21 protein-coding genes are annotated in these 23,068 nt (G+C 69.0%); 14 read left to right on the top strand and 7 right to left on the bottom strand.

Annotation, left to right across the window (positions count from 1 at the left end):
• Positions 1-4 precede the first annotated feature (4 nt).
• From QF040_RS29660 to QF040_RS29650, 3 genes are read right to left on the bottom strand one after another with little or no spacing between them, the layout of a single operon-like run.
• Positions 5-817: an NYN domain-containing protein gene (locus QF040_RS29660; protein ID WP_429613935.1), complete on the bottom strand. Its 813-nt coding sequence runs from the start codon at positions 815-817 to the stop codon at positions 5-7.
• Positions 814-1,845, bottom strand: a complete 1,032-nt coding sequence (gene pyrC, locus QF040_RS29655; RefSeq protein WP_429613934.1) for a dihydroorotase — start codon at positions 1,843-1,845, stop codon at positions 814-816. The genes QF040_RS29660 and pyrC overlap by 4 nt, the downstream gene beginning before the upstream one ends.
• Positions 1,846-1,896: 51 nt before the next feature.
• Positions 1,897-2,613 carry a peptidoglycan-binding protein gene (locus tag QF040_RS29650; protein ID WP_429613933.1) on the bottom strand — a complete coding sequence of 239 codons (717 nt, stop codon included), beginning with the start codon at positions 2,611-2,613 and terminating at the stop codon, positions 1,897-1,899.
• Between the two features lie 235 nt (positions 2,614-2,848).
• On the opposite strand from QF040_RS29650, the gene QF040_RS29645 reads away from it, so the two are divergent.
• The 7 genes from QF040_RS29645 (at position 2,849) to QF040_RS29615 (ending at position 10,260) form a co-directional block, all read left to right on the top strand.
• Complete coding sequence (locus QF040_RS29645) at positions 2,849-4,510, top strand: ABC transporter substrate-binding protein (protein ID WP_429613932.1); 1,662 nt, start codon at positions 2,849-2,851, stop codon at positions 4,508-4,510.
• A 123-nt stretch (positions 4,511-4,633) separates the two neighbouring features.
• Positions 4,634-5,587, top strand: coding sequence for an ABC transporter permease (locus QF040_RS29640; protein ID WP_429613931.1), 954 nt, complete (start codon positions 4,634-4,636; stop codon positions 5,585-5,587).
• 19 nt (positions 5,588-5,606) lie between these two features.
• Positions 5,607-6,509: an ABC transporter permease gene (locus tag QF040_RS29635; protein WP_429613930.1), complete on the top strand. Its 903-nt coding sequence runs from the start codon at positions 5,607-5,609 to the stop codon at positions 6,507-6,509.
• A gap of 4 nt (positions 6,510-6,513) precedes the next feature.
• Positions 6,514-7,563: an ABC transporter ATP-binding protein gene (locus QF040_RS29630; RefSeq protein ID WP_429613929.1), complete on the top strand. Its 1,050-nt coding sequence runs from the start codon at positions 6,514-6,516 to the stop codon at positions 7,561-7,563.
• Positions 7,564-7,610: 47 nt separating this feature from the next.
• Positions 7,611-8,600, top strand: a complete 990-nt coding sequence (locus QF040_RS29625; RefSeq protein ID WP_429614712.1) for an ABC transporter ATP-binding protein — start codon at positions 7,611-7,613, stop codon at positions 8,598-8,600.
• 28 nt (positions 8,601-8,628) lie between these two features.
• Complete coding sequence (locus QF040_RS29620; RefSeq protein WP_429613928.1) at positions 8,629-9,807, top strand: amidase; 1,179 nt, start codon at positions 8,629-8,631, stop codon at positions 9,805-9,807.
• A 72-nt stretch (positions 9,808-9,879) separates the two neighbouring features.
• Positions 9,880-10,260, top strand: a complete 381-nt coding sequence (locus QF040_RS29615; RefSeq protein WP_429613927.1) for a cupin domain-containing protein — start codon at positions 9,880-9,882, stop codon at positions 10,258-10,260.
• Here the strand turns inward: QF040_RS29615 and QF040_RS29610 are convergent, their stop codons facing one another.
• The 3 genes from QF040_RS29610 to QF040_RS29600 are packed head-to-tail and all read right to left on the bottom strand — an operon-like array spanning position 10,261 to position 13,492.
• Positions 10,261-10,785 carry an ureidoglycolate lyase gene (locus QF040_RS29610; protein ID WP_429613926.1) on the bottom strand — a complete coding sequence of 175 codons (525 nt, stop codon included), beginning with the start codon at positions 10,783-10,785 and terminating at the stop codon, positions 10,261-10,263.
• Positions 10,782-12,227 carry a UdgX family uracil-DNA binding protein gene (locus QF040_RS29605; RefSeq protein WP_429613925.1) on the bottom strand — a complete coding sequence of 482 codons (1,446 nt, stop codon included), beginning with the start codon at positions 12,225-12,227 and terminating at the stop codon, positions 10,782-10,784. The genes QF040_RS29610 and QF040_RS29605 overlap by 4 nt, the downstream gene beginning before the upstream one ends.
• Before the next feature lie 11 nt (positions 12,228-12,238).
• A complete protein-coding gene (locus tag QF040_RS29600; protein ID WP_429613924.1) occupies positions 12,239-13,492 on the bottom strand; it encodes a putative DNA modification/repair radical SAM protein in 1,254 nt (417 codons plus the stop codon).
• A gap of 384 nt (positions 13,493-13,876) precedes the next feature.
• Between QF040_RS29600 and QF040_RS29595 the strand changes: the two genes are divergently transcribed.
• The 7 genes from QF040_RS29595 to QF040_RS29565 all read left to right on the top strand — a co-directional run bounded on the left by QF040_RS29595 (position 13,877) and on the right by QF040_RS29565 (position 22,074).
• Positions 13,877-16,177 (top strand): DUF6351 family protein, encoded by a 2,301-nt coding sequence (locus QF040_RS29595; RefSeq protein ID WP_429613923.1) that lies wholly within the window; start codon positions 13,877-13,879, stop codon positions 16,175-16,177.
• A gap of 70 nt (positions 16,178-16,247) precedes the next feature.
• On the top strand, positions 16,248-17,237 hold the full coding sequence (locus QF040_RS29590; RefSeq protein ID WP_429613922.1) for a tripartite tricarboxylate transporter substrate-binding protein: 990 nt from the start codon (positions 16,248-16,250) through the stop codon (positions 17,235-17,237).
• A 176-nt stretch (positions 17,238-17,413) separates the two neighbouring features.
• Entirely contained in the window at positions 17,414-19,444 is a 2,031-nt protein-coding gene (locus QF040_RS29585) for a sensor histidine kinase (protein WP_429613921.1), read from the top strand.
• A complete protein-coding gene (locus tag QF040_RS29580; protein WP_429613920.1) occupies positions 19,437-20,825 on the top strand; it encodes a sigma-54-dependent transcriptional regulator in 1,389 nt (462 codons plus the stop codon). The genes QF040_RS29585 and QF040_RS29580 overlap by 8 nt, the downstream gene beginning before the upstream one ends.
• 24 nt (positions 20,826-20,849) lie before the next feature.
• Entirely contained in the window at positions 20,850-21,200 is a 351-nt protein-coding gene (locus tag QF040_RS29575; RefSeq protein WP_429613919.1) for a Rieske (2Fe-2S) protein, read from the top strand.
• A gap of 26 nt (positions 21,201-21,226) precedes the next feature.
• Positions 21,227-21,781, top strand: coding sequence for a YbhB/YbcL family Raf kinase inhibitor-like protein (locus QF040_RS29570; protein WP_429613918.1), 555 nt, complete (start codon positions 21,227-21,229; stop codon positions 21,779-21,781).
• Between the two features lie 29 nt (positions 21,782-21,810).
• On the top strand, positions 21,811-22,074 hold the full coding sequence (locus QF040_RS29565) for a hypothetical protein (protein WP_429613917.1): 264 nt from the start codon (positions 21,811-21,813) through the stop codon (positions 22,072-22,074).
• On the opposite strand, the gene QF040_RS29560 is transcribed toward QF040_RS29565, so the two are convergent.
• Entirely contained in the window at positions 22,059-22,979 is a 921-nt protein-coding gene (locus QF040_RS29560) for a LysR family transcriptional regulator (RefSeq protein ID WP_013539344.1), read from the bottom strand. The two genes, QF040_RS29565 and QF040_RS29560, sit on opposite strands and share 16 nt — an antisense overlap.
• Positions 22,980-23,068: the final 89 nt, after the last annotated feature.

Raw genomic sequence — 23,068 nt, 5'->3', positions numbered from 1 at the left:
CGAATCAGAACGCGGGGGCGCCCGTCCAGCGGATGCGGTCGGGGTGCTGCATCACCGCGAATTCCGCCGTCAGCTTGTCGAACAGCTTGAGCGAGCTGCCGCTCTTGCTGAGGAGGCCCGCGGTGCGCAGGGCTTTCGCCACGTCGTTGAGCGGCACGTCCTTGCCGCTGCGCAGGGCCGGCGCGGCCTCCAGGATGAACTCGGCGGCTTCGGAGACCGGCTGCGGCGTGGGCTGGGGCGGAGGCGCGGCGGCCCGCGTCGTCTTCCTGGCGGCCGTCCTGGTCGCAGTCTTCTTGGCAGGCGTTGTCGCGCTCTTTGCGCGCGTGGTCTTCGCGGCAGGCACCTTCGCCGCGACCTTCTTCGCCGCAGCGGTGCGGGCCGCGGGCTTCACGCTATGGTGCGCGAGATCGATGAAGGTGTCGTAGATGCCGACCGTCTCGTCGCCCGTCTTGCCTTGCTGGCCGATGCCGCAGACGCGGCAGCCCTTTTCGCGCAGCCGGCTCACGAGCGGCGCGAAGTCGGAGTCCGAGGACACCAGCACCACCACGTCGGGCCGCTCGGCGATCACGAGGTCGATCGCATCGACCGCGAGCGCGATGTCGGTGCTGTTCTTGCCGGCCGAGAGATTCACCATCGGCCGCACCGACAACTGCTTGAAGAGCGCCTGCCGATTCACCGCCATCTCGGCGTTGCAGTACGCGCGGCGCACGTGGACGGCGCCATACTCGTCCATCGTGCGCTGCACGGCCTGCTCGATCACGTCGGCCGAGACGTTGTCGGCATCGATCAGGAGCATCACGCGCAGCGTCGGTGTCATACGAGTTTCCAGTTGATGGTTTCGCCGCCGCGCAAAGGCTTGAGCGTGGCTTCGCCGTAAGGCACCGTCTCCGGCACGGTCCAGCTCTCGCGCTTCAAAGTGACGGTGTCGGTGTGCCGCGGCAGGCCGTAGAAGTCGGGGCCGTGGAAGCTTGCAAAGCCTTCCAGCTTGTCGAGCGCGTTCACGCTGTCGAAGGCTTCAGCGTACAGCTCGATCGCGGTCAGCGCGGTGTAGCAGCCGGCGCAACCGAGCGCGTGCTCCTTCAGGTGCGCGGGGTGCGGCGCGCTGTCGGTGCCGAGGAAGAAACGATCGCTGCCGCTTGCAGCCGCTTCGACCAGCGCGACGCGGTGCGTCTCGCGCTTGAGCACCGGCAGGCAGTAGTAGTGCGGGCGGATGCCGCCGGTGAAGATGGCGTTGCGGTTGTAGAGCAGGTGGTGCGCGGTGATGGTGGCGGCCGTGAAGCGGTCGGCATCGCGCACGTAGTGGGCGCCCTCTTTGGTGGTCAGGTGCTCGAACACCACCTTGAGTTCGGGGAAGTCGCGGCGCAGCGGGATCATCACGCGGTCGACGAAAACGGCCTCGCGGTCGAACAAGTCGATGGCCGGGTCGGTCACCTCGCCGTGCACCAGCAGCAGGAGGCCGTGCTTCTGCATGGCCTCGAGCGTCTTGTAGGTCTTGCGGATGTCGGTCACGCCGGCATCGCTGTTGGTGGTGGCACCGGCCGGGTAGAGCTTGAGCGCGCGCACACCGGCTTCGGCGGCGAGGGCGATTTCTTCGGGCGGCAGCTTGTCGGTGAGATAGAGCGACATCACCGGTTCGAAGGCGGTGCCTTCAGGCACGGCGGCGAGGATGCGGTCGCGGTACGCCACGGCCTGGGCGGCGGTGGTCACGGGGGGGCGCAGGTTCGGCATGATCAGCGCGCGGCCGAACTGGCGCGCGCTGTGCGGTACGACGGCTTCGAGCGCGGCGCCATCGCGCACATGCAAATGCCAGTCGTCGGGGCGGGTGATCGTGAGGGTGTCTGTCATGGCGCCGGGATTGTCGCACCGCCTCCCGGGCGCGCCCTTCGCCGCTCCGAGCTACGCGTGCAGGAACACCCGGCAGATGTTCCCTGCCGTGTGCCGGCTCCAGCTCGCATGGTTGACGGAGCAACGCGCGCCCTTGTTCGGCGGCCAGGGATCGAAGATGCGCAGCGTGGTGCCGGCGTCGCCGTCCCCGCGAATGCCCGCCACGACGACCATGTGCCCCGGGCCGCCGGCCGCATGGCCCTTGACGCCCCAGCGCAGGTCGAACATCAGCAGCCCGCTCTCCAGCGCGGTGCGCATGGCGCAGACCGTCCAGGACGTCGCCGGCCGCTGCAGCACCAAACCGTGCGCGGATGCGAAGAGCGCATCGGCCGTCATCGCTTCGTCGGCGTCCACGAAGCCGCGCAGCCCGCCATCCCCGGCGACCAGTTCGCCCGGCGTGTGCGCGACCACCGCCGGCACCGTGGAGCGCGTGATCATGGCCGTGGCGGCCGCCCAGCACAGGGCGGGCACAGGCTGGGGGATCAGCGCGACGGGATGCAGGATCGGCTCGCGGGCCTCGCGGCCGAACACGAGGTTCTGCGTGCAGGGGCCGGCCTCGCCGTCCTCGACCAGCCAGTTCGCAGCCTGCAGCCGGCGCACGGCCATCCGGGTGAACGGGCCGTAGTCGCCATCGATCACGAGCCCGGGCCCCGGCCGCAGCGTCCTGTTCAGGGCCTCCTGCAGCCTGCGGACATCGGCCCCGCGCGAGCCTTGTCTCAGTGTTGTCATCGGTTCTTGCCCTCGCCCACGCGACTTCGGCTTTCGAAGCGGGCGGCTGCATTGTCGAAAGCGCGGTGCGGCCGCGTCTATCGGTCGGATGGCCTAGCCGGGATGGCGGCATCGCGGCGACAGCCCCCGCAGCCAGCAATAGCCAGCGAATGCCTGGGGCCTCTTCGCCGGTTGGCACATGTCGTGCTTGAAGGCTTCCTTCGCCTTTCCGTCATCCCCCACACCGGAGTTCCATGTGAAGCGTGCTGCCCCCGCCCTGTCCCTGAAACCCCTGGCCGCCTGCGCGGCGCTCGCCGTGCTTGTTCTTGCATCGCCGGCCGCGCTGGCCCAGGAAAAGACGCTGCGCATCGCCATGACCGCCGCCGACATTCCGCGCACCCTCGGCCAGCCCGACCAGGGCTTCGAAGGCAACCGCTTCACCGGCATTCCGATCTACGACGCGCTCACGCAGTGGGACCTGTCCAAGGCCGATGCGCCCAGCGTGCTGATTCCCGGCGTTGCCACCACGTGGGCGGTCGATGCCAAGGACAAGACCAAGTGGGTCTTCAAGCTGCGCCCCGGCGTCAAGTTCCACGACGGCTCCGCCTTCAACGCCGATGCGGTGGTGTGGAACGTGCAGAAGGTGCTCGACAAAGACGCGCCGCAGTTCGACGCGAGCCAAGTCGGCGTCACAGCCTCGCGCATGCCCACGCTCAGGTCCGCCCGCAAGATCGACGACATGACGGTCGAGCTCACCACCAGCGAGCCCGATGCGTTCCTGCCGATCAACCTGTCGAACCTGTTCATGGCCTCGCCCGCGCACTGGCAGAAGAAGTTCGACGCCGCTGCCGGCGCCACGCCCGCCGACAAGGCCAAGGCCGCCTGGACCGCCTTCGCCGCCGACCCGTCCGGCTCGGGCCCGTTCAAGGTCACGCGCTTCGTGGCGCGCGAGCGGCTGGAGCTGGCCGCCAACAAGACGTACTGGGACGCGAAGCGCGTGCCCAAGATCGACAAGGTCGTGATGATCCCCATGCCCGAGGCCAACGCGCGCACCGCCGCGCTGCTGGGCGGGCAGGTCGACTGGATCGAGGCGCCTTCGCCCGACGCCATGGCGCAGATCACGCAGCGCGGCTTCAAGATCTATTCGAATGCACAGCCGCACGTGTGGCCGTGGCAGTTGTCGTTCGCCGAGGGCTCGCCTTGGCTCGACAAGCGCGTGCGCCAGGCAGCCAACTTGTGCATCGACCGCGGTGGCATGAAGCAGCTGCTGGGCGGCATGATGGCCGAGCCCAAGGGCACGGTGCCGCCGGGCCACCCGTGGTTCGGCAAGCCCAGCTTCGACATCAAGTACGACGTGAAGGCCGCGCAGGCGCTCATGACGCAGGCCGGCTACTCCGCGGCCAAGCCGATCAAGGTGAAGGTGCAGATCTCGGCCTCGGGCTCGGGCCAGATGCAGCCGCTGCCGATGAACGAGTTTGCGCAGCAGTCGCTCAAGCAGTGCTTCTTCGACGTGCAGTTCGACGTGATCGAATGGAACACGCTCTTCACCAACTGGCGCAAGGGCGCAAAGGACCCGTCGGCCAACGGCGCCAACGCGGTCAACATCAGCTTCGCGGCGATGGACCCGTTCTTCGCGATGGTGCGCTTCGTGAGCACCAAGGCCTTCCCGCCGGTGTCGAACAACTGGGGCTACTACGGCAACGCCGAGGTCGACAAGCTGGTGGCCGATGCGCGCACCAGCTTCGACGACAAGGCGCGCGACGCCGCGCTTGCCAAGCTGCACACCCACATCGTGGACGACGCACCCTTCGTGTGGATCGCGCACGACGTGGGTCCGCGCGCCATGTCGGCCAAGGTGAAGAACGTGGTGCAGCCCAAGAGCTGGTTCATCGACATCGCGACCATGACGATGGACTGATGCCCAGGATACGTTCAAGGAGATGAAACCCAAACCGTTCACGCTGAGCTTGTCGAAGCGCCGCGCGAGGCTGCGACAAGCTCAGCCCGAACGGTTCTTATCTATTGCCAGCCAGAACCCACGATGCTCACCTACCTCCTGCGCCGCGTGATCTACGCCGTGCCGATCATGATCGGCGTGGCCCTCGTGTGCTTCCTGCTCGTGCACATCGCGCCCGGCGATCCGCTGGTGTCGATCCTGCCGCCCGACGCTTCGGCGGACCTGCAGGCACAGTTGCGCGAGCTCTATGGCTTCAACCGCTCGCTGCCCGAGCAGTTCGCCATGTGGGTCTGGCGCGCGGTGCACGGCGACCTGGGCGTGTCCATCGCGAGCAACCGCGCGGTGGCCGGCGAGGTGTTCACCGCCGTGGGCAACACGCTGCGGCTGGCGGTGGTGGCCACCTTCATCGGCTTCGTGCTGGGGTGCCTCTTCGGCTTCGTGGCGGGCTACTTCCGCAACTCGTGGATCGACAGGCTCGCCTCGATGTTCTCGGTGCTCGGCGTGAGCGTGCCGCACTACTGGCTCGGCATGGTGATGGTGATCGTGTTCTCGTCGCAGCTCATGTGGCTGCCCGCCACGGGCGCCGGCCCGAGCGGCTCGGACGACTGGGCCTGGAACTGGGAGCACCTGCAGTTCCTCCTGCTGCCGGCGCTCACGATGTCGGTGATTCCGATGGGCATCATCGCGCGCACCGTGCGCGCGCTGGTGGCCGACATCCTCGACCAGGAGTTCATCGTCGGGCTGCGCGCCAAAGGGCTCACGCATTTCGGCGTGTTCCGCCACATGGTGAAGAACGCCGCGCCCACGGCGCTGGCGGTGATGGGCCTGCAACTGGGCTACCTGCTGGGCGGCTCGATCCTGATCGAGACCGTGTTCTCCTGGCCTGGCACCGGCTTCCTGCTGAACTCCGCCATCTTCCAGCGCGACCTGCCGCTGCTGCAGGGGACGATCCTGGTGCTGGCGATGTTCTTCGTGGTGCTCAATCTGCTGGTCGATGTGCTGCAGACGCTGCTCGATCCGCGCATCGCGCGTGCCTGAAGAAGAAAGCCGCCAAGCCATGTCCACCGTGCTCGCTTCTTCTTCCAACGCCGCCGCCGTCGAACCGCTGCCGGCGCAACGCTCGCGCGGCTACTGGGCTTCGGTCTGGCTGCGCTTTCGCCGCGACCCGGTCGCGGTCGGCGCGGCCATCGTCGTGCTGCTGCTGATCGCGATCGCGGTGTTCGGCCCGTGGCTCGCGCCGTCCGACCCGTACCAGTCGTCGATGCTCAAGCGCCTCAAGCCCATCGGCACCGAGGGCCTGCCCTTCGGCAGCGACGAATTGGGCCGCGACATGCTCTCGCGGCTGATCGTTGGTGCGCGGCTGTCGCTCTTCATCGGCATCACGCCGGTGCTTTGCGCCTTCGTGTTGGGCACGGTGATCGGCATCGTCGCGGGCTATGCGGGCGGCATTGCCAACACGCTGATCATGCGCACCATCGACGTGTTCTACGCGTTCCCGTCGGTGCTGCTGGCCATCGCGCTCTCGGGCACGCTGGGTGCGGGGGTGGTCAATTCGCTGATCTCGCTGACCATCGTTTTCATTCCGCAGATCGCACGCGTAGCCGAGAGCGTGACCACGCAGGTGCGCACCCGCGACTACGTGGAGGCGGCGCGCGCCTCGGGCGCCAGCCCCTTCACCATCGTGCGGGTGCATGTGCTGGGCAACGTGCTCGGACCGATCTTCGTCTACGCCACCAGCCTCATCGCGGTGTCGATGATCCTGGCCTCGGGCCTCTCGTTTCTCGGCCTCGGCGTGAAGCCGCCCGAACCCGAATGGGGCCTGATGCTCAACACGCTGCGCACCGCGATCTACGTGCAGCCCTGGGTGGCCGCGCTGCCGGGGGCGATGATCTTCATCACCTCGATTTCCTTCAACCTCCTGTCCGACGGCCTGCGCTCGGCCATGGACAACAAGGGCTGAGGCCATGGAAGCTCTGAAAGACATCGGCGGCCCCGCGCAGCCGCTTCTCACCATCTCGGGCCTGGTCAAGCACTTCCCGCTCAAGAAAGACCCGCTGGGCCGCGGCGGCGGCGTGGTGCGCGCCGTGGACGGCGTGGACTTCGAAGTGATGAAGGGCGAGACGCTCGGTGTGGTCGGCGAATCGGGTTGCGGCAAGTCGACGACCGCGCGCCTTCTGATGCAGCTCATCGAGCCGACGCGCGGCGAGGTGATCTTCGACGGCCGCGAAGTCGGCGGCCGCGACCTGCCGCTGAAGGAATTCCGCCGCCAGGTGCAAATGGTGTTCCAGGACAGCTACGCCTCGCTCAACCCGCGCCTCACCATCGAGGATTCGGTCGCCTTCGGGCCGCAGGTGCATGGCGTGTCGCGGCGCGAATCGGTGGCGCGGGCGCGCGACCTGCTGGCGCGCGTGGGCCTCGCGCCGCAGCGCTTTGCCGAACGCTATCCGCACGAGCTGTCGGGCGGCCAGCGGCAGCGCGTGAACATCGCGCGCGCGCTCGCCTTGCAGCCGCGCATGGTGATCCTGGACGAAGCCGTCTCGGCGCTCGACAAATCGGTGGAAGCGCAGGTCATCAACCTGCTGCTCGACCTGAAGACCGAGTTCGGCCTGACCTATGTGTTCATCAGCCACGACCTCAACGTGGTGCGCTACGTGAGCGACCGCGTGATGGTGATGTACCTCGGGCAAGTGGCCGAGATCGGCCCGGCCGATGCGCTGTACGAGACGCCCGCGCATCCGTACACGCGCGCATTGCTGTCCTCGATGCCGTCGATGGACCCGGACCGCCGCACCGAGGTGGCGGCCCTCGCGGGCGATCCGCCGAACCCGATCAACCCGCCGACGGGCTGCCGCTTCCATCCGCGCTGCTCCATCGCGGCGCCGGTGTGCAGCCAGATCGTGCCCGAGCGCATCGCGACGGATTCGCAGCATGCGGTGAGCTGCCTGGTGCACGAGCCCGGCAGCGGGCATCCGATGGCGCAGCCGCAACCCTTCTTGCAGAGGCAGGCCGCATGAGCGCAGCAGCATCAATGACAGCAACAGAAACCGCCGCCACCGGCCCCATGGTCCGGCTGCGCGACCTCAGCGTCACCTTCAGCGGCGGCCGCAAGCCCGTGCATGCGGTCAGCGGCGTGAGCCTCGAGGTGCAGCGCGGCGAGGTGGTCGCGCTGATCGGCGAATCGGGCTCGGGCAAGAGCGTGACCCTGCGCACGCTCTTGCGCCTGCACCCCGAGCGCCGCACCCGCATGGGCGGACTGGTGGAAGTGGCGGGCCGCGACGTGCTTGCGATGCCGCAGCGCGAGCTCGCGGACTTCCGCGGCAAGGTCGCCTCGATGATCTTCCAGGAGCCGCTGCTCGCGCTCGACCCGGTCTACTCGGTGGGCGCGCAGATCGTCGAGTCGATCCGCCGCCACGAATCCGTGAGCCAGGCCGAGGCGCAGCAGCGCGCGCTGGCGCTGTTCGAGCGCGTGCGCATTCCGAGCCCCGAACGGCGGCTGGAGGCCTATCCGCACGAGATGTCCGGCGGCATGCGCCAGCGCGCCATGATCGCGCTCGCCCTCGCCTGCAAGCCGCAGCTGCTGCTGGCCGACGAGCCGACCACGGCGCTCGATGCCACGGTGCAGATCCAGATCCTTTTGCTGCTTCGCGAACTGCAGCGCGACCTCGGCCTCTCGGTGATCTTCGTCACGCACGACATCGGCGCGGCCGTCGAAGTGGCCGACCGCATCGCCGTGATGTATGCGGGACGCATCGTCGAGGAAGGCACGGCGCGCGAGCTGATCCGCTCGCCGCGCCATCCGTACACCATCGCACTGCTCAAGAGCCGGGCGCACGGGGCGCTCGCGCGCGGCACGCGGCTGGAGACCATCGGCGGTGCGCCGCCCGATCTTTCGGCGCTGCCGCCCGGCTGCTCTTTTGCCGAGCGCTGCGCGCTCGCGAGCGATGCGTGCCGCGCCGCACAACCGCCGGTGATTGAACTGGCACCGAATCACCGTGTACGCTGCATCCACACGGAGGCGGCCGCAGCCATTTCACCCGTGCTGGTCGCCTGAGTTTTCCTTCTTCACGCCTTTCATTGCCATGCCATTGCACGACCCTGCCCACGCCTTCGTCCCGTATCCCGATGCGCCGGTGGCGCGCGCCGGCACCGGCCCGCTGACGGACCTGAGCTTTGCCGCCAAGGACCTGTTCGACGTGGCCGGCTATCCGACCGGTGGCGGCAACCCGATCGTGCTGGCGATGTCGGGCATCAAGACCCGCACCGCGCCCACGGTGCAGAAGCTGCTCGATGCCGGTGCGCGCTTCGTGGGCAAGACCGTGACCGACGAACTCGCGTTCTCGATGAACGGCAACAACGCGCATTTCGGCGCACCGGTCAACGGCGGCGCGCCGCTGCGCATCACGGGCGGCTCGTCGTCGGGGTCGGCCTCGGCCGTGTCGTCCAATCTGTGCGACTTCGCGCTCGGCACCGACACCGGCGGCTCGGTGCGCGCACCGGCCAACCACTGCGGCCTGTACGGCCTGCGCCCGACGCACGGCCGCGTGAGCCTCGAAGGCGCGCTCGACCTTGCGCCCAGCTTCGACACCTGCGGCTGGTTCGCGCGCGACATCGGTACCTTCGCGCGCGTGGCCGATGTGCTGCTGGACGCCGATGCAGCCGCCCTGCCCGAGCGCGTGCGGCTGCTGCGGCCCGACGATGTCTGGGCGCTCGCCGTACCTGCCGCGGCCGAAGCCCTGCAAGGCGCGGCCGATCGCGTGCAAGGCCTGCTCGGCCCGGCAAAGGGCACGACCGTGGCGATGGAATCCTTCGACGCGATGTACTGGCATTTCCGCTACCTGCAGTCGCGCGAAGCCTGGCTCACCGACGGCCCGCTGATCGAGCGCTACGCGCCGCCGCTGGGCCCCGGCGTGGCCGAGCGCTTTGCGTGGTCGCGCGAAGTGACCGATGCGCAGGTGGCGACCGCGCGGGTTTTCCGCACCGCGTTCCGCGCGCACCTGGCCGAGCTGCTCGGCACCGACGGCGTGCTGCTGATGCCGACCATGCCCGACATCGCACCGCTGCGCAGCGACAGCGAGGCGGCGATGGAGGATTACCGCAACCGCGCGATCCGGCTGCTGTGCATTGCGGGGCTGGCCGGCTTTCCGCAGCTTTCGATGCCGCTCGCCACACGCGATGGCGCGCCGCTGGGCATTTCACTGCTCGGGCCGGCGGGGTCGGACCGGTCGCTGATCGCGCTGGCCGAGCGCATCGCGGGCTAGCTAGTGCCGAGGGCGTGCGAGATCGTGCAGCCTGGGGTAGGCTGCCACTCCCACGTCCTGCACAGAAGCCTCATGTCGAACACCCACCAGGTCAGCACCCCCAAGGAAATCGCCGCCTCGCTCACCGAGTTCTGGTCGCCGCGCGTCGTCGCCGAAGTCGATGACGCCTACATCAAGGTCGCCAAGGTCCAGGGCTCGCTCGCCTGGCACAGCCATGACGAGGAGGACGAACTCTTCCTCGTGCTCAAAGGGCACCTGCGCATCGAGATGGAAGCCGGCCCCGTCGAGCTCGGTGAGGGCGAGATGTTCGTCGTGCCCAAGGGCGTGCGGCACAACCCTGTCGCCGAGGAGGAATGCCACCTGATGCTGATCGAGCGCAAGACCACGCTGCACACCGGCAGCACCGTCACCGAGAAGACGCGCTCGCTCGCGGACCAGTTGCGCCCCGTCTGATCAGCGCGACGCGGCAGCCACGACGCTTAGCGGTTCCTGCAGCCGGCAGACATCGCAGTCGACCGCAGCCGCTGCCCGCTCGATCACCACGAAGTCCCCCGCATCGACCGCGAGCAGTGCGTGGTGCCAAGTGCCGGGCGCGAGCACCACGCCTTGATGCCCGTCCGTGACGAAGGCCGCGAGGTCGCGGGGCGACACAGGCGCATCGCCGGCCCGCGCAACGACGATCACGAAACGCCGCTCGCCCAGCGGCACGAAGGTCTGGCTGCCGAGCGCATGCCGTTCCATCTCCGTGACCTCGTGCGGAAAGCTTCGCGCCTGCGCGCGGAACAGCGCGAGCATCGGCCGGCCGCCGTCGGCATCGAGTTGCAGATCGCCGAGCAGGTCGAAGCGCCGTGCGTTGCCGCCGTTGATCGGGCGGCCTTCGCCGGTCGGAGCCTCGATTACCGTGCCGAAGGGCGCAAAGGCCGTGGATGTGAGCGGTTCCGCAACGAGCGGCGCTGCAAGGGGCGGTTCGGCATTCATGCCGCGATTGCAGCAGAAACCGTGCCGCGCGCGCGTTCGAGGTCGTCCAGCCAGCGGGCGTAGGCCTCGGCGCGCTCGCCGTCCGAAAGCCGCAGCAGCGCCGAGGGATGCAGGGTCACGAACACCGGCCTGCCGTCGCGGCGCTCGTGCAGCCACGCCCCGCGCTCGGCCTGCACCGCCACCGGCCGGCCCAGCAATGCGCGCGCTGCCGTGGCGCCGAGCGCCACCAGTCCTTCAGGCCTCACGAGCGATATCTCGCTGTCGAGCCAGTGCGCGCAGGCATCGGCTTCGCGCTGCGCCGCGGTCTTGTGGATGCGGCGCTTGCCGCGCAGCTCATACTTGAAATGCTTGACGGCGTTGGCAAGGTACACGCTGTCGCGCGCCCAGCCCAGTTGCGCCATCGCGCGGTCGAGCAACTGGCCCGCCGGGCCGACGAAGGGGCGGCCGGCCAGGTCTTCCTGGTCGCCGGGCTGCTCGCCGACGAGCATGTGCCGCGGTGCGAGCGGGCCTTCGCCGCACACGGCCTGCGTGGCGAGCGCGCCGATGGGGCAGGCGCGGCAGGCGTGCGCGGCCGCGCGCAACTCGCCCAGGTCGGCGGGCGCCACGCCCTCGGCCGGCCGCACATGCAGCGCAATGGGCGCACGGATGCGCCGTGCCGCCGTCGGCGGCGCATCGATCATCGACTGGCTGTGCGCCTCGGCCGCGTCCGTGAGCGGCTGGATCAGCGCGGCCTCGGGCAGGTTGTGCCAGTAGCGGCGCGGCATCTCGCGCCGCATCATCGCGACCTTCAGGCGCGCGGGGTTGAAGATGTGCTCGTAGTAGGTGAGCCAGAGCTGCTCGCCCGCGTCGGGCGGCGGCTTCTCGCGGCGGTCGGCGCCGTCGCGGAAGGCCAGCGTCTCGCCGTTCCACTCGACGCAGCGCTCGGGCGTGAGGATGGCCCAGCGCATCTGCGCGAAGCGGCGCGCGAAGAACGGCGCGTTGGCCTCGATGATGTGGTGGTCGGGCTCGAACCAGGCGACGTGGCGCTCGAGCCCGTCGTCGCCCATGACGCGGGTGAAGCGCACGAAGGCGCGCATCTTGTGGATGTCGCGGTGCACGGCCTTGGCCATCAGCTGCGCCTGCATCATGTCGGCATCGAGCGGGTCGTGCCGCAGCGAGGGCTCGTGCGCGAGGCGCCACAGCAGGCGGTACATGAGTGCGAAGCGCTGCGGGTCGCGATGCAGGATCACGTTGCCGCACAGCGCGACGAAGGACGCGGGCACGGCGTGCGGCGCGCCGGCGACGAGCGGTGCTGGCGCTGCGTCGTTCGTCTCGTCGAACAGACCGGCAACCCGCTCCCCATTCCATTCGACCTGCTCCGGCGGAACGCCTCCCGCCAGCAGTTGCCGCGCGTGACGGCGGAAGGCATCGAGATCGATCGGGTTGTCGAGCCGCACGTGCATCGGAGGCCCGCTCAGAACAATGCGGCTTGCGTCGGTTGCGCGGCAGGCGCCGCCGCCGCCATGGCGCCCGCCGCGGGCCGGTGCCCATCGGCCACCACGAACGGCAGCACCTTGCGCGCCGGCACATGCAGCCGCCGCAGGTCGTCGGCCCGCACCCGGCGCACGCGCCGCGCCTGCAGCAGCCGCTCGACCGCCTTCACGCCCAGGCCGGGCACGCGCAGCAGCATCTCGCGCGGCGCGTGGTTCAGGTCGACCGGAAAACGCTCGGCATGCGCGAGCGCCCAGGCCATCTTGGGATCGACGTCGAGCCGCAGCAGGCCATCGGGCGCAGCCACGATTTCCTGGTGCTCGAAGCCGTAGAAGCGCATGAGCCAGTCGGCCTGGTAGAGCCGGTGCTCGCGCATCAGCGGCGGCGCGACCAGCGGCAGCGCGCGCGCCGCATCGGGGATGGGGCTGAAGGCCGAGTAATAGACGCGCTTCAACTTGTAGGCGCCGTAGAGCGTGGCGCTCGAGGCGAGGATGTGGCGGTCGTCGGTGGCGTCGGCGCCCACGATCATCTGCGTGCTCTGGCCCGCGGGCGCGAAGGGCGGCGGCTTCGCGGCGGTGGGCGCGGCGCCCGGCAGCGCGCGGATCGGCACCACGCGGCGCGCCTCCTCGCGCGTGTCGTCGATGCGCAGCCGCAGCCGCGCCATCGATCGCCGGATCGCGCTCTCGTCCTTCTCGGGCGCGAGCGCCTGCAGGCCTTCGGTGGTGGGCATCTCGACATTGATGCTGAGCCGGTCGGCATAACGACCGGCGCGGGCGATGAGCTCGTCGCTGGCGTCGGGAATGGTCTTCAAATGGATGTAGCCGCGAAAGTCGTGGTCTTCGCGCAGTTGGCGCGCCACCTCGACCACCTGCTCCATCGTGTGGTCGGGCGACTTGACGATGCCGCTGGAGAGAAACAGGCCTTCGATGCAGTTGCGCCGGTAGAAGTCGAGCGTGAGCTGCACCACCTCCTCGACGTGGAAACGCGCGCGCGGCACGTTGCTCGAGGCACGGTTGACGCAGTAGAGGCAGTCGTACTGGCAATGGTTGGTGAGCAGCACCTTCAGGAGCGAGATGCAGCGGCCGTCGGGCGCGTAGCTGTGGCAGATGCCGGCGCCCTCGGTCGAGCCGATGCCGCGGCCGCCGAGCGAGTCGCGCGGCTGCGAGCCGCTGGACGCGCACGAGGCGTCGTACTTGGCGGCGTCCGCAAGGATGGCGAGTTTGCGCTGGAGGTCCACGGGCAGGCTTGGGCTCGAAAAATACTGGATGAATATACAGTCATTCGATCACACCGTCTGCCAATGCCCGTGCGGATTTCCAGACAAACCGCGCGCGGGCTGGCTGGTTTTCCAGCCCGCGCCGCGCGGGAAAACCACGAGTCCGCCGACGCAAATCATTTGAATTCAAGCACTTGCGCGCGACACCGCGCCTGGCACATCGGTTGCTATCGGTTGCACACCCGCCAGAGGATGGAGACACACATGACCGACCTGCCGACGCCCGCTTTCCCTCTCAGTCCGCACTGACGCCCCCGCACCGCGCGACGACCCGGCCCCAGCCGGGTCGCGCCGCCGCATGCCTGCTTTCTTTTTTCGCAACCACAACAAGACGGAGACCTGACCATGACATCCCGGAACACGAAACGCCTTCGCCCGACACCGGCCCGCGCCAGCGCGCTGCTGGCCGCGCTGATCCTTACCGCCTGCGGCGGCGGCAGCGGCGGGGGCGGCGGCTTCAGCTTCTTTCCGCCCGTCTCGGGCGGCCCCGGCGGTCCCGGCACGCCCGGCAATCCGGACCCCGGCAATCCGAACGATCCCGGCACGCCGCCGACGCCGCCGGACGCCACGCTCAAGGTCGGCGTGCTGTCCTCGGCGCCGCAGCTCGTGACGGGCGACGACGCGCTGGTCGAGCTCGAACTGCTCAAGGACCAGCCCGCCGACAGCCTCGCAGTGACCGTCGACGGCCGCGATGTCACTACCGCCTTCACGCGCAACGCCACCACCGGCCGGCTGCTCGGCAAGGTCACGGGCCTGAAGGAAGGCGCCAACGAGCTGGTCGCGAAGTACGGCAACTACAGCGCCAGGCTCGCGCTCACCGCCTACCCGGTCACCGGTCCGGTGATCTCGGGCCCGCACGAGGAGCCCTTCGTCTGCGGCTACGCCACCTTCACGCGCATGGGCGGGCAGGTGCTCAAGTCGCTGGACGACGGCAAGTGCTCGGTGGAGACGCGCGTGGACTACTACTACCGCACCACCGGCGGCACCAACACGCGCTTCGTGCCCGAATCGATCACCGCCTACCCGGCCAACATCGCCTATCTCACGATCAACGGCAAGCAGGTGCCCTACGTGGTGCGGCTGGAGAGCGGCACCATCAACCGCGGCCTGTACCAGTCGGCGATCCTGCACGACGTGCTCCACGAGCCGCCGCCCTCGCCCACCACGCCGCCGGCCAGCTGGAACGGCACGCTGCTCTATCCGCTGGGCGGCGGCTGCCAGGGCGGCTGGTTCCAGCAGGGCAACGACTTCGGAACGCTCATCAACCCGACCTACCAGAGCCGCGGCTTCGCGGTGACGACCTCCACGCTCAACGTCTTCGGCACCAACTGCAACGACCAGCTCTCCTCGGAGACCATCGCGATGGTGAAGGAGCGCTTCATCGAGAACTACGGCGTGCCGGCCCACACCATCGGCACCGGCGGCTCGGGCGGCTCCTACCAGAGCCACCAGACGAGCGACAACTACCCGGGCCTGTTCGACGGCGTGGTGGTGAGCCAGGTGTTCGCGGACGTCACCTCCTCCACCATCTTCAAGCTGCACGACTCGCGCGTGCTCAACAACTATTTCAACGACCCGGCCACCACCGCGCTGGCCTACACGACAGCCGAGAAGCAGGCCATTTCGGGCTACCTGCAGATCGGCAACATTCCCAACATGAGCAACAGCGCGGGCCGGCTCGACCCCACGGTGTCGTTCCCCGCGGGCGTGCCGGCCGACAAGCGCTACAACGCGCTCACCAACCCGACCGGCGCGCGCGCCACGGTGTTCGACCACACGGTGAACGTCTACGGCAAGACCGAGGCCGAGGGCTTCGCGCTGCGTCCGATCGACAACGTGGGCATCCAGTACGGCCTGAACGCGCTCAACGAGGGCAAGCTGGGCATCGACAAGTTTCTCGACCTGAACGAGCGCGTGGGCGGCGTGGACCGCGACATGAAGCGCACCGCCGCGCGCACCGTGGGCGATGCGGAGGCGCTGCGCCGCGCCTACCAGTCGGGCCGCATCGTGAGCGGCGGGGGCGGCCTCGCTTCCACGGCCGTCATCGACCTGCGCGACTACAACGACGGCAACACCGGTGGCGACATCCACACCAAGATCCATTCGTTCTCGATGCGCGAGCGCCTGCGCCGCGCCAACGGCCACATCGACAATCACGTGATGTGGACCATGGGTGGCGGCACCGCGGCCGCATTCGACGAAATGGTCAAGTGGCTCACCGCTGTGAGGGCCGACACCTCCGACCGCACCAAGGCGCAGAAGATCGCCGCCAACCGCCCGGCCGACCTGAAGGACGCGTGCTGGAACGCGGGCCTGAAGTACACCGAGGAACAGACCGCCTTCGGCCCCGGCGCGTGCAACACCTTCTACCCGGCCGGCACCACGCCGCGCATGGCCGCGGGCGGCCCGCTCACCGACGACATCGCCAAGTGCCAGCTGAAGCCGCTGAACCCCTCGGACTACAGCGTGACCTTCAGCCCGGTGCAGTGGGCGCGCCTGAGCGCGGCCTTCCCGGACGGCGTGTGCGACTGGACCAGGCCCGGCGTGGGCCAGCAGCCGCTCGTGGGCACCTGGCTGTCGTTCGGGCCCTCGCCGGTGAACCTGCTGTTCGACATCACGAAGAAGCTGGTGTCCAGCTTCATGTAAGCCGTCCGCGGGGACGAACCGCCGTCCCCGCCTTTTTTCCTGCATCCCGGAGTGAACCTTGAAAGCATCCATGAAGAAGCCCCTTGCCCTCGCAGCGATTGCCGCGGTCCTTTGCACCGCCTCGCTCGGCCTGCACGCGCAGGACTTTCCCGCGGGCAAGCCGATCACCATCGTCGTGCCCTTCGCGGCCGGCGGCCCGACCGACCGCGTCGCGCGCGACCTCGCCGAGGCGATGAGAAAGCCGCTGGACGGCACCAGCATCGTGATCGACAACGCGGCCGGCGCGGGCAGCACCATCGGCAATGCCAAGGTGGCGCGCGCGAAGGCCGACGGCTACACGCTGCTGCTCACGCACGTGGGCATGGCGACCACGCCGGTGCTCTACCGCAAGCTCCCCTACAACTACGAGACCGACTTCGAGTACCTGGGCATGATCAACGACGTGCCGATGACCGTCATCGGCAAGCCGCAGCTGGAAGCGGGCAACTTCAAGGAGCTGCGCGAGTGGGTCGCGAAGAACGCCGGCAAGACCAACCTGGGCAACGCCGGCATCGGCTCGGCCTCGCACCTGTGCGGCCTGCTGCTGCAGAGCGAACTCAAGGCCGAGATGACCACCGTGCCCTACAAGGGCACCGCGCCGGCCATCGCCGACCTCCTGGGCGGGCAGATCGACCTGCTGTGCGACCAGACCACCAACACCACGGGCCAGATCGAGGCGAAAAAGGTCAAGCCCTACGCCGTGACCACGCTCAAGCGCCTGTCCACGCCGGCGCTCAAGGACCTGCCCACGCTCGACGAATCGGGCCTGAAGAATTTCCAGGTGACGATCTGGCACGGCCTCTACGCGCCCAAGGGCACGCCCGCGCCGGTGCTCAAGAAGATCAACGATGCGCTGAAGGTCGCGCTGAAGGACCCGGAGTTCATCAGGAAGGAAGAAGGCCTGGGCGCCGTGGTCGTGGCCGACAAGCGCGTCGAGCCGGCCGAGCACAAGAAGTTCGTGCAGGCCGAAGTGGCGCGCTTCGGCCCCGTCATCAAGGCGGCCGGCGTGTACGCCGACTGACGCGCTCCGATGGCGCGGCGCACCGGTGCAGGAGGGGGTCGGGGTGGGGGCGGCAACGAGGGTAATTCCGTCTCGGCGCGGCCGGCCGGCCTGACTACCATCGGAGCCCTTTATCGCAGACCGGCGGACCTCCGCTTCCCGTTCCCGTGTCAATGCTCCTTGCGGCAGGCCGTGCCATGCTGAAGCTCTCCGCGCCGTACCGGCCCGGCTTTGCCGGATCGCCGGGCGAGCTGCGCGACAAGGCCGTGCTGGCGCGCTTTCCCGCCGGCGGCGATGCGGCGTCCGCGCCCGCCGGTGCGCCGCAGGCCGCACGCTGGCGCCGCTGGACGGCCGTCGGCATCTGGCTCTGCCTCATCGGCGCGGGCGGGGCGCTCGCCTATGTCGTGGGCGAGCGCGCCGGCATCCGCTCGCTGCAGCAGGGCACGCTGCACCGGCTGGACATCTATTCGACCAGCCTGCGCAGCGAACTGAGCCGCTACGAATACCTGCCGCAGGTGCTGTCGCTCAGCCCCGACGTGCTCGACCTGCTGCGAAGCCCCGGCGACAGCAGCCTGCAGTTCAACGCCAACGTCTACCTGGAAACCGTCAATGCGCACGCCCAGGCCTCGGCCCTCTACGTGATGGATGCCAAGGGCCTCACGCTGGCCGCGAGCAACTGGAACCAGCAGGGCAGCTTCGTGGACATGAACTTCTCCTACCGCCCCTACTTCCAGGACGCGGTGCGCGGCGTGCCGGGGCGCTTCTACGGCATCGGCACGGTGAGCCGCGAACCGGGCTACTACTTCTCGTTCGGCATTCCCGACGGCGACCGGCAGCTCGGCGTGGCGACGGTGAAGGTCAACCTGGACAAGCTCGACGCCACCTGGTCGCAGTCGGCCGACAAGGTGCTCGCGGTGGACGGCAACGGCGTGGTGTTCCTCTCGTCGGACGCGGGCTGGAAGTTCCGCGCGCTGCGGCCGCTCTCCAGCGAAACGCTGCAGCAGCTCGCGCAGACGCGCCAGTACACCGAGGCCGGCTCGCTCACGCCCATCGACATGCGCGAGCACCGGCCGCTGTCGGGCGGCGCCGGCATGGTGGTGCAGCTGAGCCGGGGGGAGGCCGGCCGCGCGTCGGGCGGCGACGCCTTCGGGCCCGACTACCTGCTGGACAGCCGCCCGGTGGACGGCACCGACTGGAAGCTCATCATGCTGTCGGACATGAAGCCGGTGCATGCGCTCGCGCGCACGAGCGCGTTGGCCACGGTGTTCGCGCTGGTCTTCCTCACGCTCCTGGTGCTGTACTTCCAGCAGCGCAGGCGCATCGTGCACCAGCGGCTGGCCGCGCGCGAGGCGCTGCAGGGCGCCTACGACGAACTCGAGCACAAGGTGCAGCTGCGCACCGAGGCGCTGAGCGAGGCCAACCTGCACCTGCAGACCGAGATCGCCGAGCGCAAGCGTGCCGAGGAGATCCTGAAGACCACGCTGGACGACCTCGTGCAGACCGGCAAGATGGCCGTGCTGGGCCAGATGTCCGCGGGCATCACGCACGAGCTCAACCAGCCGCTGGCGGCGCTGCGCACGCTCTCGGCCAACGCGGTGGTGTACCTGGAGCGGGGGCAATCCTCGCAGGTGGACCTGAACCTGCGCACCATCTGCCAGCTGACCGACCGCATGGGGCAGATCACCGCGCAGCTGAAGAAATTCGCGCGCCGCTCGGCGGTCGCGATGCGCTCGGTGGCGCTGGCCGACGTGATCGCCGATGCGCTCTTTTTGCTGGACCAGCGCATCCGCCAGGAGCACATCCAGCTGGAGCAGGCGATCGAGCCGCACCTGTATGCGCTGTGCGAGGGCAACCGGCTGGAGCAGGTGCTCGTCAACCTGCTGGCCAATGCGTTCGACGCCACGGCGGCCAATGCATTCGATGCCACCGCGACCGGTGGGGCGAGCCTGCGGCGCGTGCGCATCGTCGCGCGCAGCACGCCCGAGGGGGCCACCGTGGAAGTGCACGACAACGGCAACGGCATCGCGATGGAGGTGATGCCGCGCCTGTTCGAGCCCTTCTTCACCACCAAGGAGCAGGGCCTCGGGCTCGGCCTGGGCCTGGCCATATCCGCGGGCATCGTGCGCGACTTCGGCGGGCTCCTGCGCGCCGGCGAGAGCGAGCTCGGCGGCGCGGCATTCATCGTCACATTGCGCAACGGACCGCGCGGAGCAAATCCCCATGGCTGAAGAAGAACTCGAAGTGCTGTTCGTCGAGGACGATCCCGCGGTGCGCATGGGCAGTACCCAGGCGCTGCAGCTGGCGGGCCTGCGGGTGTCGGGCTTCGGCTCGGCCGAGCAGGTGATGCCGCGCGTGGTGCCGGGCTTTGGCGGCGTGCTGGTCACCGACGTGAAGCTGCCGGGCATGGACGGCCTGGCGCTGCTCTCGCATGCGCTGAAGATCGATGCGACGCTGCCCGTGATCCTGGTGACCGGGCACGGCGACATCACGATGGCGGTGCACGCGATGCGGCTGGGCGCCTACGACTTCATCGAGAAGCCTTTCTCGCCCGAACAGCTCACCGAGGTGGTCGAGCGCGCGTTGGAGAAACGCGCGCTGAGCCTGGAGGTGGACCTCCTGCGCCGCAAGCTCGCAAGCTACGAGGCGATCGAGGCCAAGCTCATCGGCCGCTCCTCAGCCATGCAGCGCCTGCGCCGGCTGGTGCTGGACGTCGCCACGACCGACGCCGACGTGCTGATCCTCGGCGAGACGGGCACAGGCAAGGAGCTGGTGGCGCGCTGCCTGCACGACCACGGGCGGCGGCGCGAGGGCCACTTCGCGGCCATCAACTGCGGCGGCATGCCCGAGGCGCTCTTCGAGAGCGAGATGTTCGGCCACGAGGCCGGCGCCTTCACCGGCGCGGCCAAGCGGCGCATCGGCAAGATCGAGCATGCGCGCGGCGGCACGCTCTTCCTGGACGAGATCGAGACCATGCCGATGAACCTGCAGGTGAAGATGCTGCGCACGCTGCAGGAACGCCAGTACGAGCGCCTGGGCTCCAACGAGCTGCGGCCGATGGACAGCCGCGTGGTCGCCGCCACCAAGGCCGACCTGCTGGAGGCCGCGCGCGCCAGGACCTTCCGCGACGACCTGTACTACCGCCTGAGCGTGGTGGTGCTGCAGCTGCCGCCGCTGCGCGAGCGCCGCGAGGACATTCCGCTGCTGTTCACCCACTTCGCGATGCAGGCGGCGCTGCGCCACGAGCGCGAGCTGCCGGTGGTCACGCCGCGCCACCTGCAGGAGTTGATGGCGCACGCATGGCCAGGCAACGTGCGCGAGCTGCGCAACATCGCCGACCGCTTCGTGCTCGGCCTCTGGGATGGGTACAGCGACGGAAATGGCGGCATCCTCAGCACCGCGCAAGGCTCGCGCACGCTCGACGAGCAGATGGCGCAGTTCGAGCGCTACCTGATCCACGAGGCGCTGGAGGCCTGCGGCGGCAGCGCGGCGGCCGCGGCCGAGCGGCTGGGTGTGCCGCGCAAGACGCTGTACGACAAGATGCGGCGGCTCGGCCCGCTCGATGCGCCGGTGGACGACACGGGCGCGCGCCGCGCATTGCGCAGCGCCTGAACCTTGGGCTACGCTCGGCGGCAGATGACACCTGCGCTTCCGCACGACTCCGCAACCCCCCGCCTTGTTGCCGCCGCCCTCGCCGATGGCGGGCTGGCCGCGACGTTCACCATGCCCGATGGCGCATCGGCTTTCGCTGTGCGCTGGCACGGCGCCGTCCACGGCTACCTCAACCAATGCCCGCACGCCGGCGGCCCGCTCGACTTCGAGGGCCAGGTCCTCGAAAGCTCGGGCCGCTTCTTGATGTGCGCGCGGCACGGCGCGATCTTCGAGCCGGACACCGGCAAATGCGTCGGCGGCCCCTGCCGCGGCGCGCGGCTCACGCCCGTGGCGCTGCGCGAGGATGCAGAGGGCCAGGTGTGGCTCACCGATTGATCGACAACAACCACCCTGGAAAACACATGCACACCCTCTCCATCTCCGCCATTGCACTTGCGGCGCTTCTCTCGGGTTGCGGCGCCATGGCCCCCGCCACCGGCGGCAAGGCGCCCACCGGCATGAAGGTCACATCCACCGCCTTCGCCGACAACGGCACCATTCCCGCCGAGCACGCCGGGGTCGGCGACTGCGGCGGCAAGAACGTCTCGATGCCCGTGGCCTGGACGCAGTTGCCCGCCAAGGCGAAGTCGGTCGCGGTGCTGCTGTCCGATCCGGACGGCGCGATGGGCCTGGGCGTCTCGCACTGGGTGGCCTACAACATCCCGGCCGAGCGCGGCCAGCTCAAGGCGAACGAGACGGGCGGCTTCACCGTGGGCACGAACGTGGCGGGCGCGACGGCCTACCGCGGCATGTGCCCGCCGGTGGGCGACCATCCGCACCATTACGTGCTGACGGTGGTCGCATCCGACCTGGCGCCGGGCGCGCTGCCGGCCGGGCTCACGCGCGATGCGCTGCTCGCGGCGCTCAAGGGGCACGCGCTGGGCGGGCAGAGCGTGGTGGGGCTCTACAGCCGCTAAAGTCGCGCACTTCTTTTCTTTCCACCACCGTGCGCAGCGATGCGCGTTCACGATGCGCCGCTTCACCCGCCCTTTTTGTTCTCGTCGCCACCGCCCTGGCCGCAGGATGCGTGTCGCGCCCCGCGCCCCGGGTCACCTTTCTCAACGACGGCGTGCTCAAGTCGCCCAGCGCGCAGGACGCGGAAAACTACTGCCGCAATTTCGGTGCGCCGATGCGCTTCCTGAGCGCTGCAGGCTCGGAAATCCCGGCCGCGCAGGTCCCCGCCGGGGAAGTGATCTACCGCTGCGACTGATCGCCCGGCGGCGCACCGGCCGCCCGGGCCCGCTCCAGGATGAAGTCGATGAAGGTACGGATCGCGCGCGTGTGCTGGCGGTTCGGCATGTAGAGCATGAACATCTGCGTGCCGAAGATGCTGAGGCGCCAGTCGTCCAGCGTGGTCAGCACCTCGCCCTTGCGCACGTCTTCCTGCACCACGTAGTCGGGCACGAGGCCGATGCCCAGGCCCGCGAGGATCGCCTGGCGCAGGAACAGGAAATTCTCTGAAATCAGCGTCGGCTCCAGGATCACCTCGCGCCGCGTTTCACCCTGGTAGGCCGACACGCGCAGTTGCCGGCCGATGACCGCGGCGGTGACCACGGGCGCGCCCTGCAGTTCGTCGAGCTGCACGGGCAGCGGATGTTTTTCCGCGTAGTCGCGTGAGGCGCACGCCACGTAGCGCACCGGCCCCAAGTCGCGCGCCACCAGGTTCTGCGGCGGCTCGGGAATCACGCGCACCGCGATGTCGACTTCGTCGCGCAGCAGATCCTCGATGCGGTTCTCGAACACCACGTCCAGCACGATGCCGGGGTACTGGCGCTTGAAGTCGATCAGCCAGTCGGCCATCACCAACTGCCCGTAGCCGCTGGGCACGCTCAGCCGCACACGGCCCTGCAGGCCTTCGCCCAGCGTGGTGACCGACTCGCGCGCGGCCAGCAACTCGGTCTGGATGGCCACCCCATGCTGGTAGAGCCTGAGGCCGATTTCGGTCGGCTCTGCGCGCCGGGTGGTGCGCCGCACGAGTTGTGCGCCGACCGAGCGCTCCAGCTGGTTCAGGTGGTAGCTGACGTTGGCGCGGCTCATCTTGAGCCGGCGCGCCGCGGCGCTCAGGTTGCCGGCGTCAAGGATTTCCACCAGCAGGGTGAGCGATTGAAGGTCCATTTAACGATTGTGTCAAAAATCCTTTGACAGTCTGTCAACCGTCTATGCAATTGTCAAAGCCGCAATGCGGGCCAAGAATGCGGGGTTCA

The organism is Variovorax sp. W2I14, assembly GCF_050435205.1.
Taxonomy (GTDB): Bacteria; Pseudomonadota; Gammaproteobacteria; order Burkholderiales; family Burkholderiaceae_C; genus Variovorax; species Variovorax paradoxus_C.
This window is presented reverse-complemented; position numbering and strand designations above follow the sequence as displayed.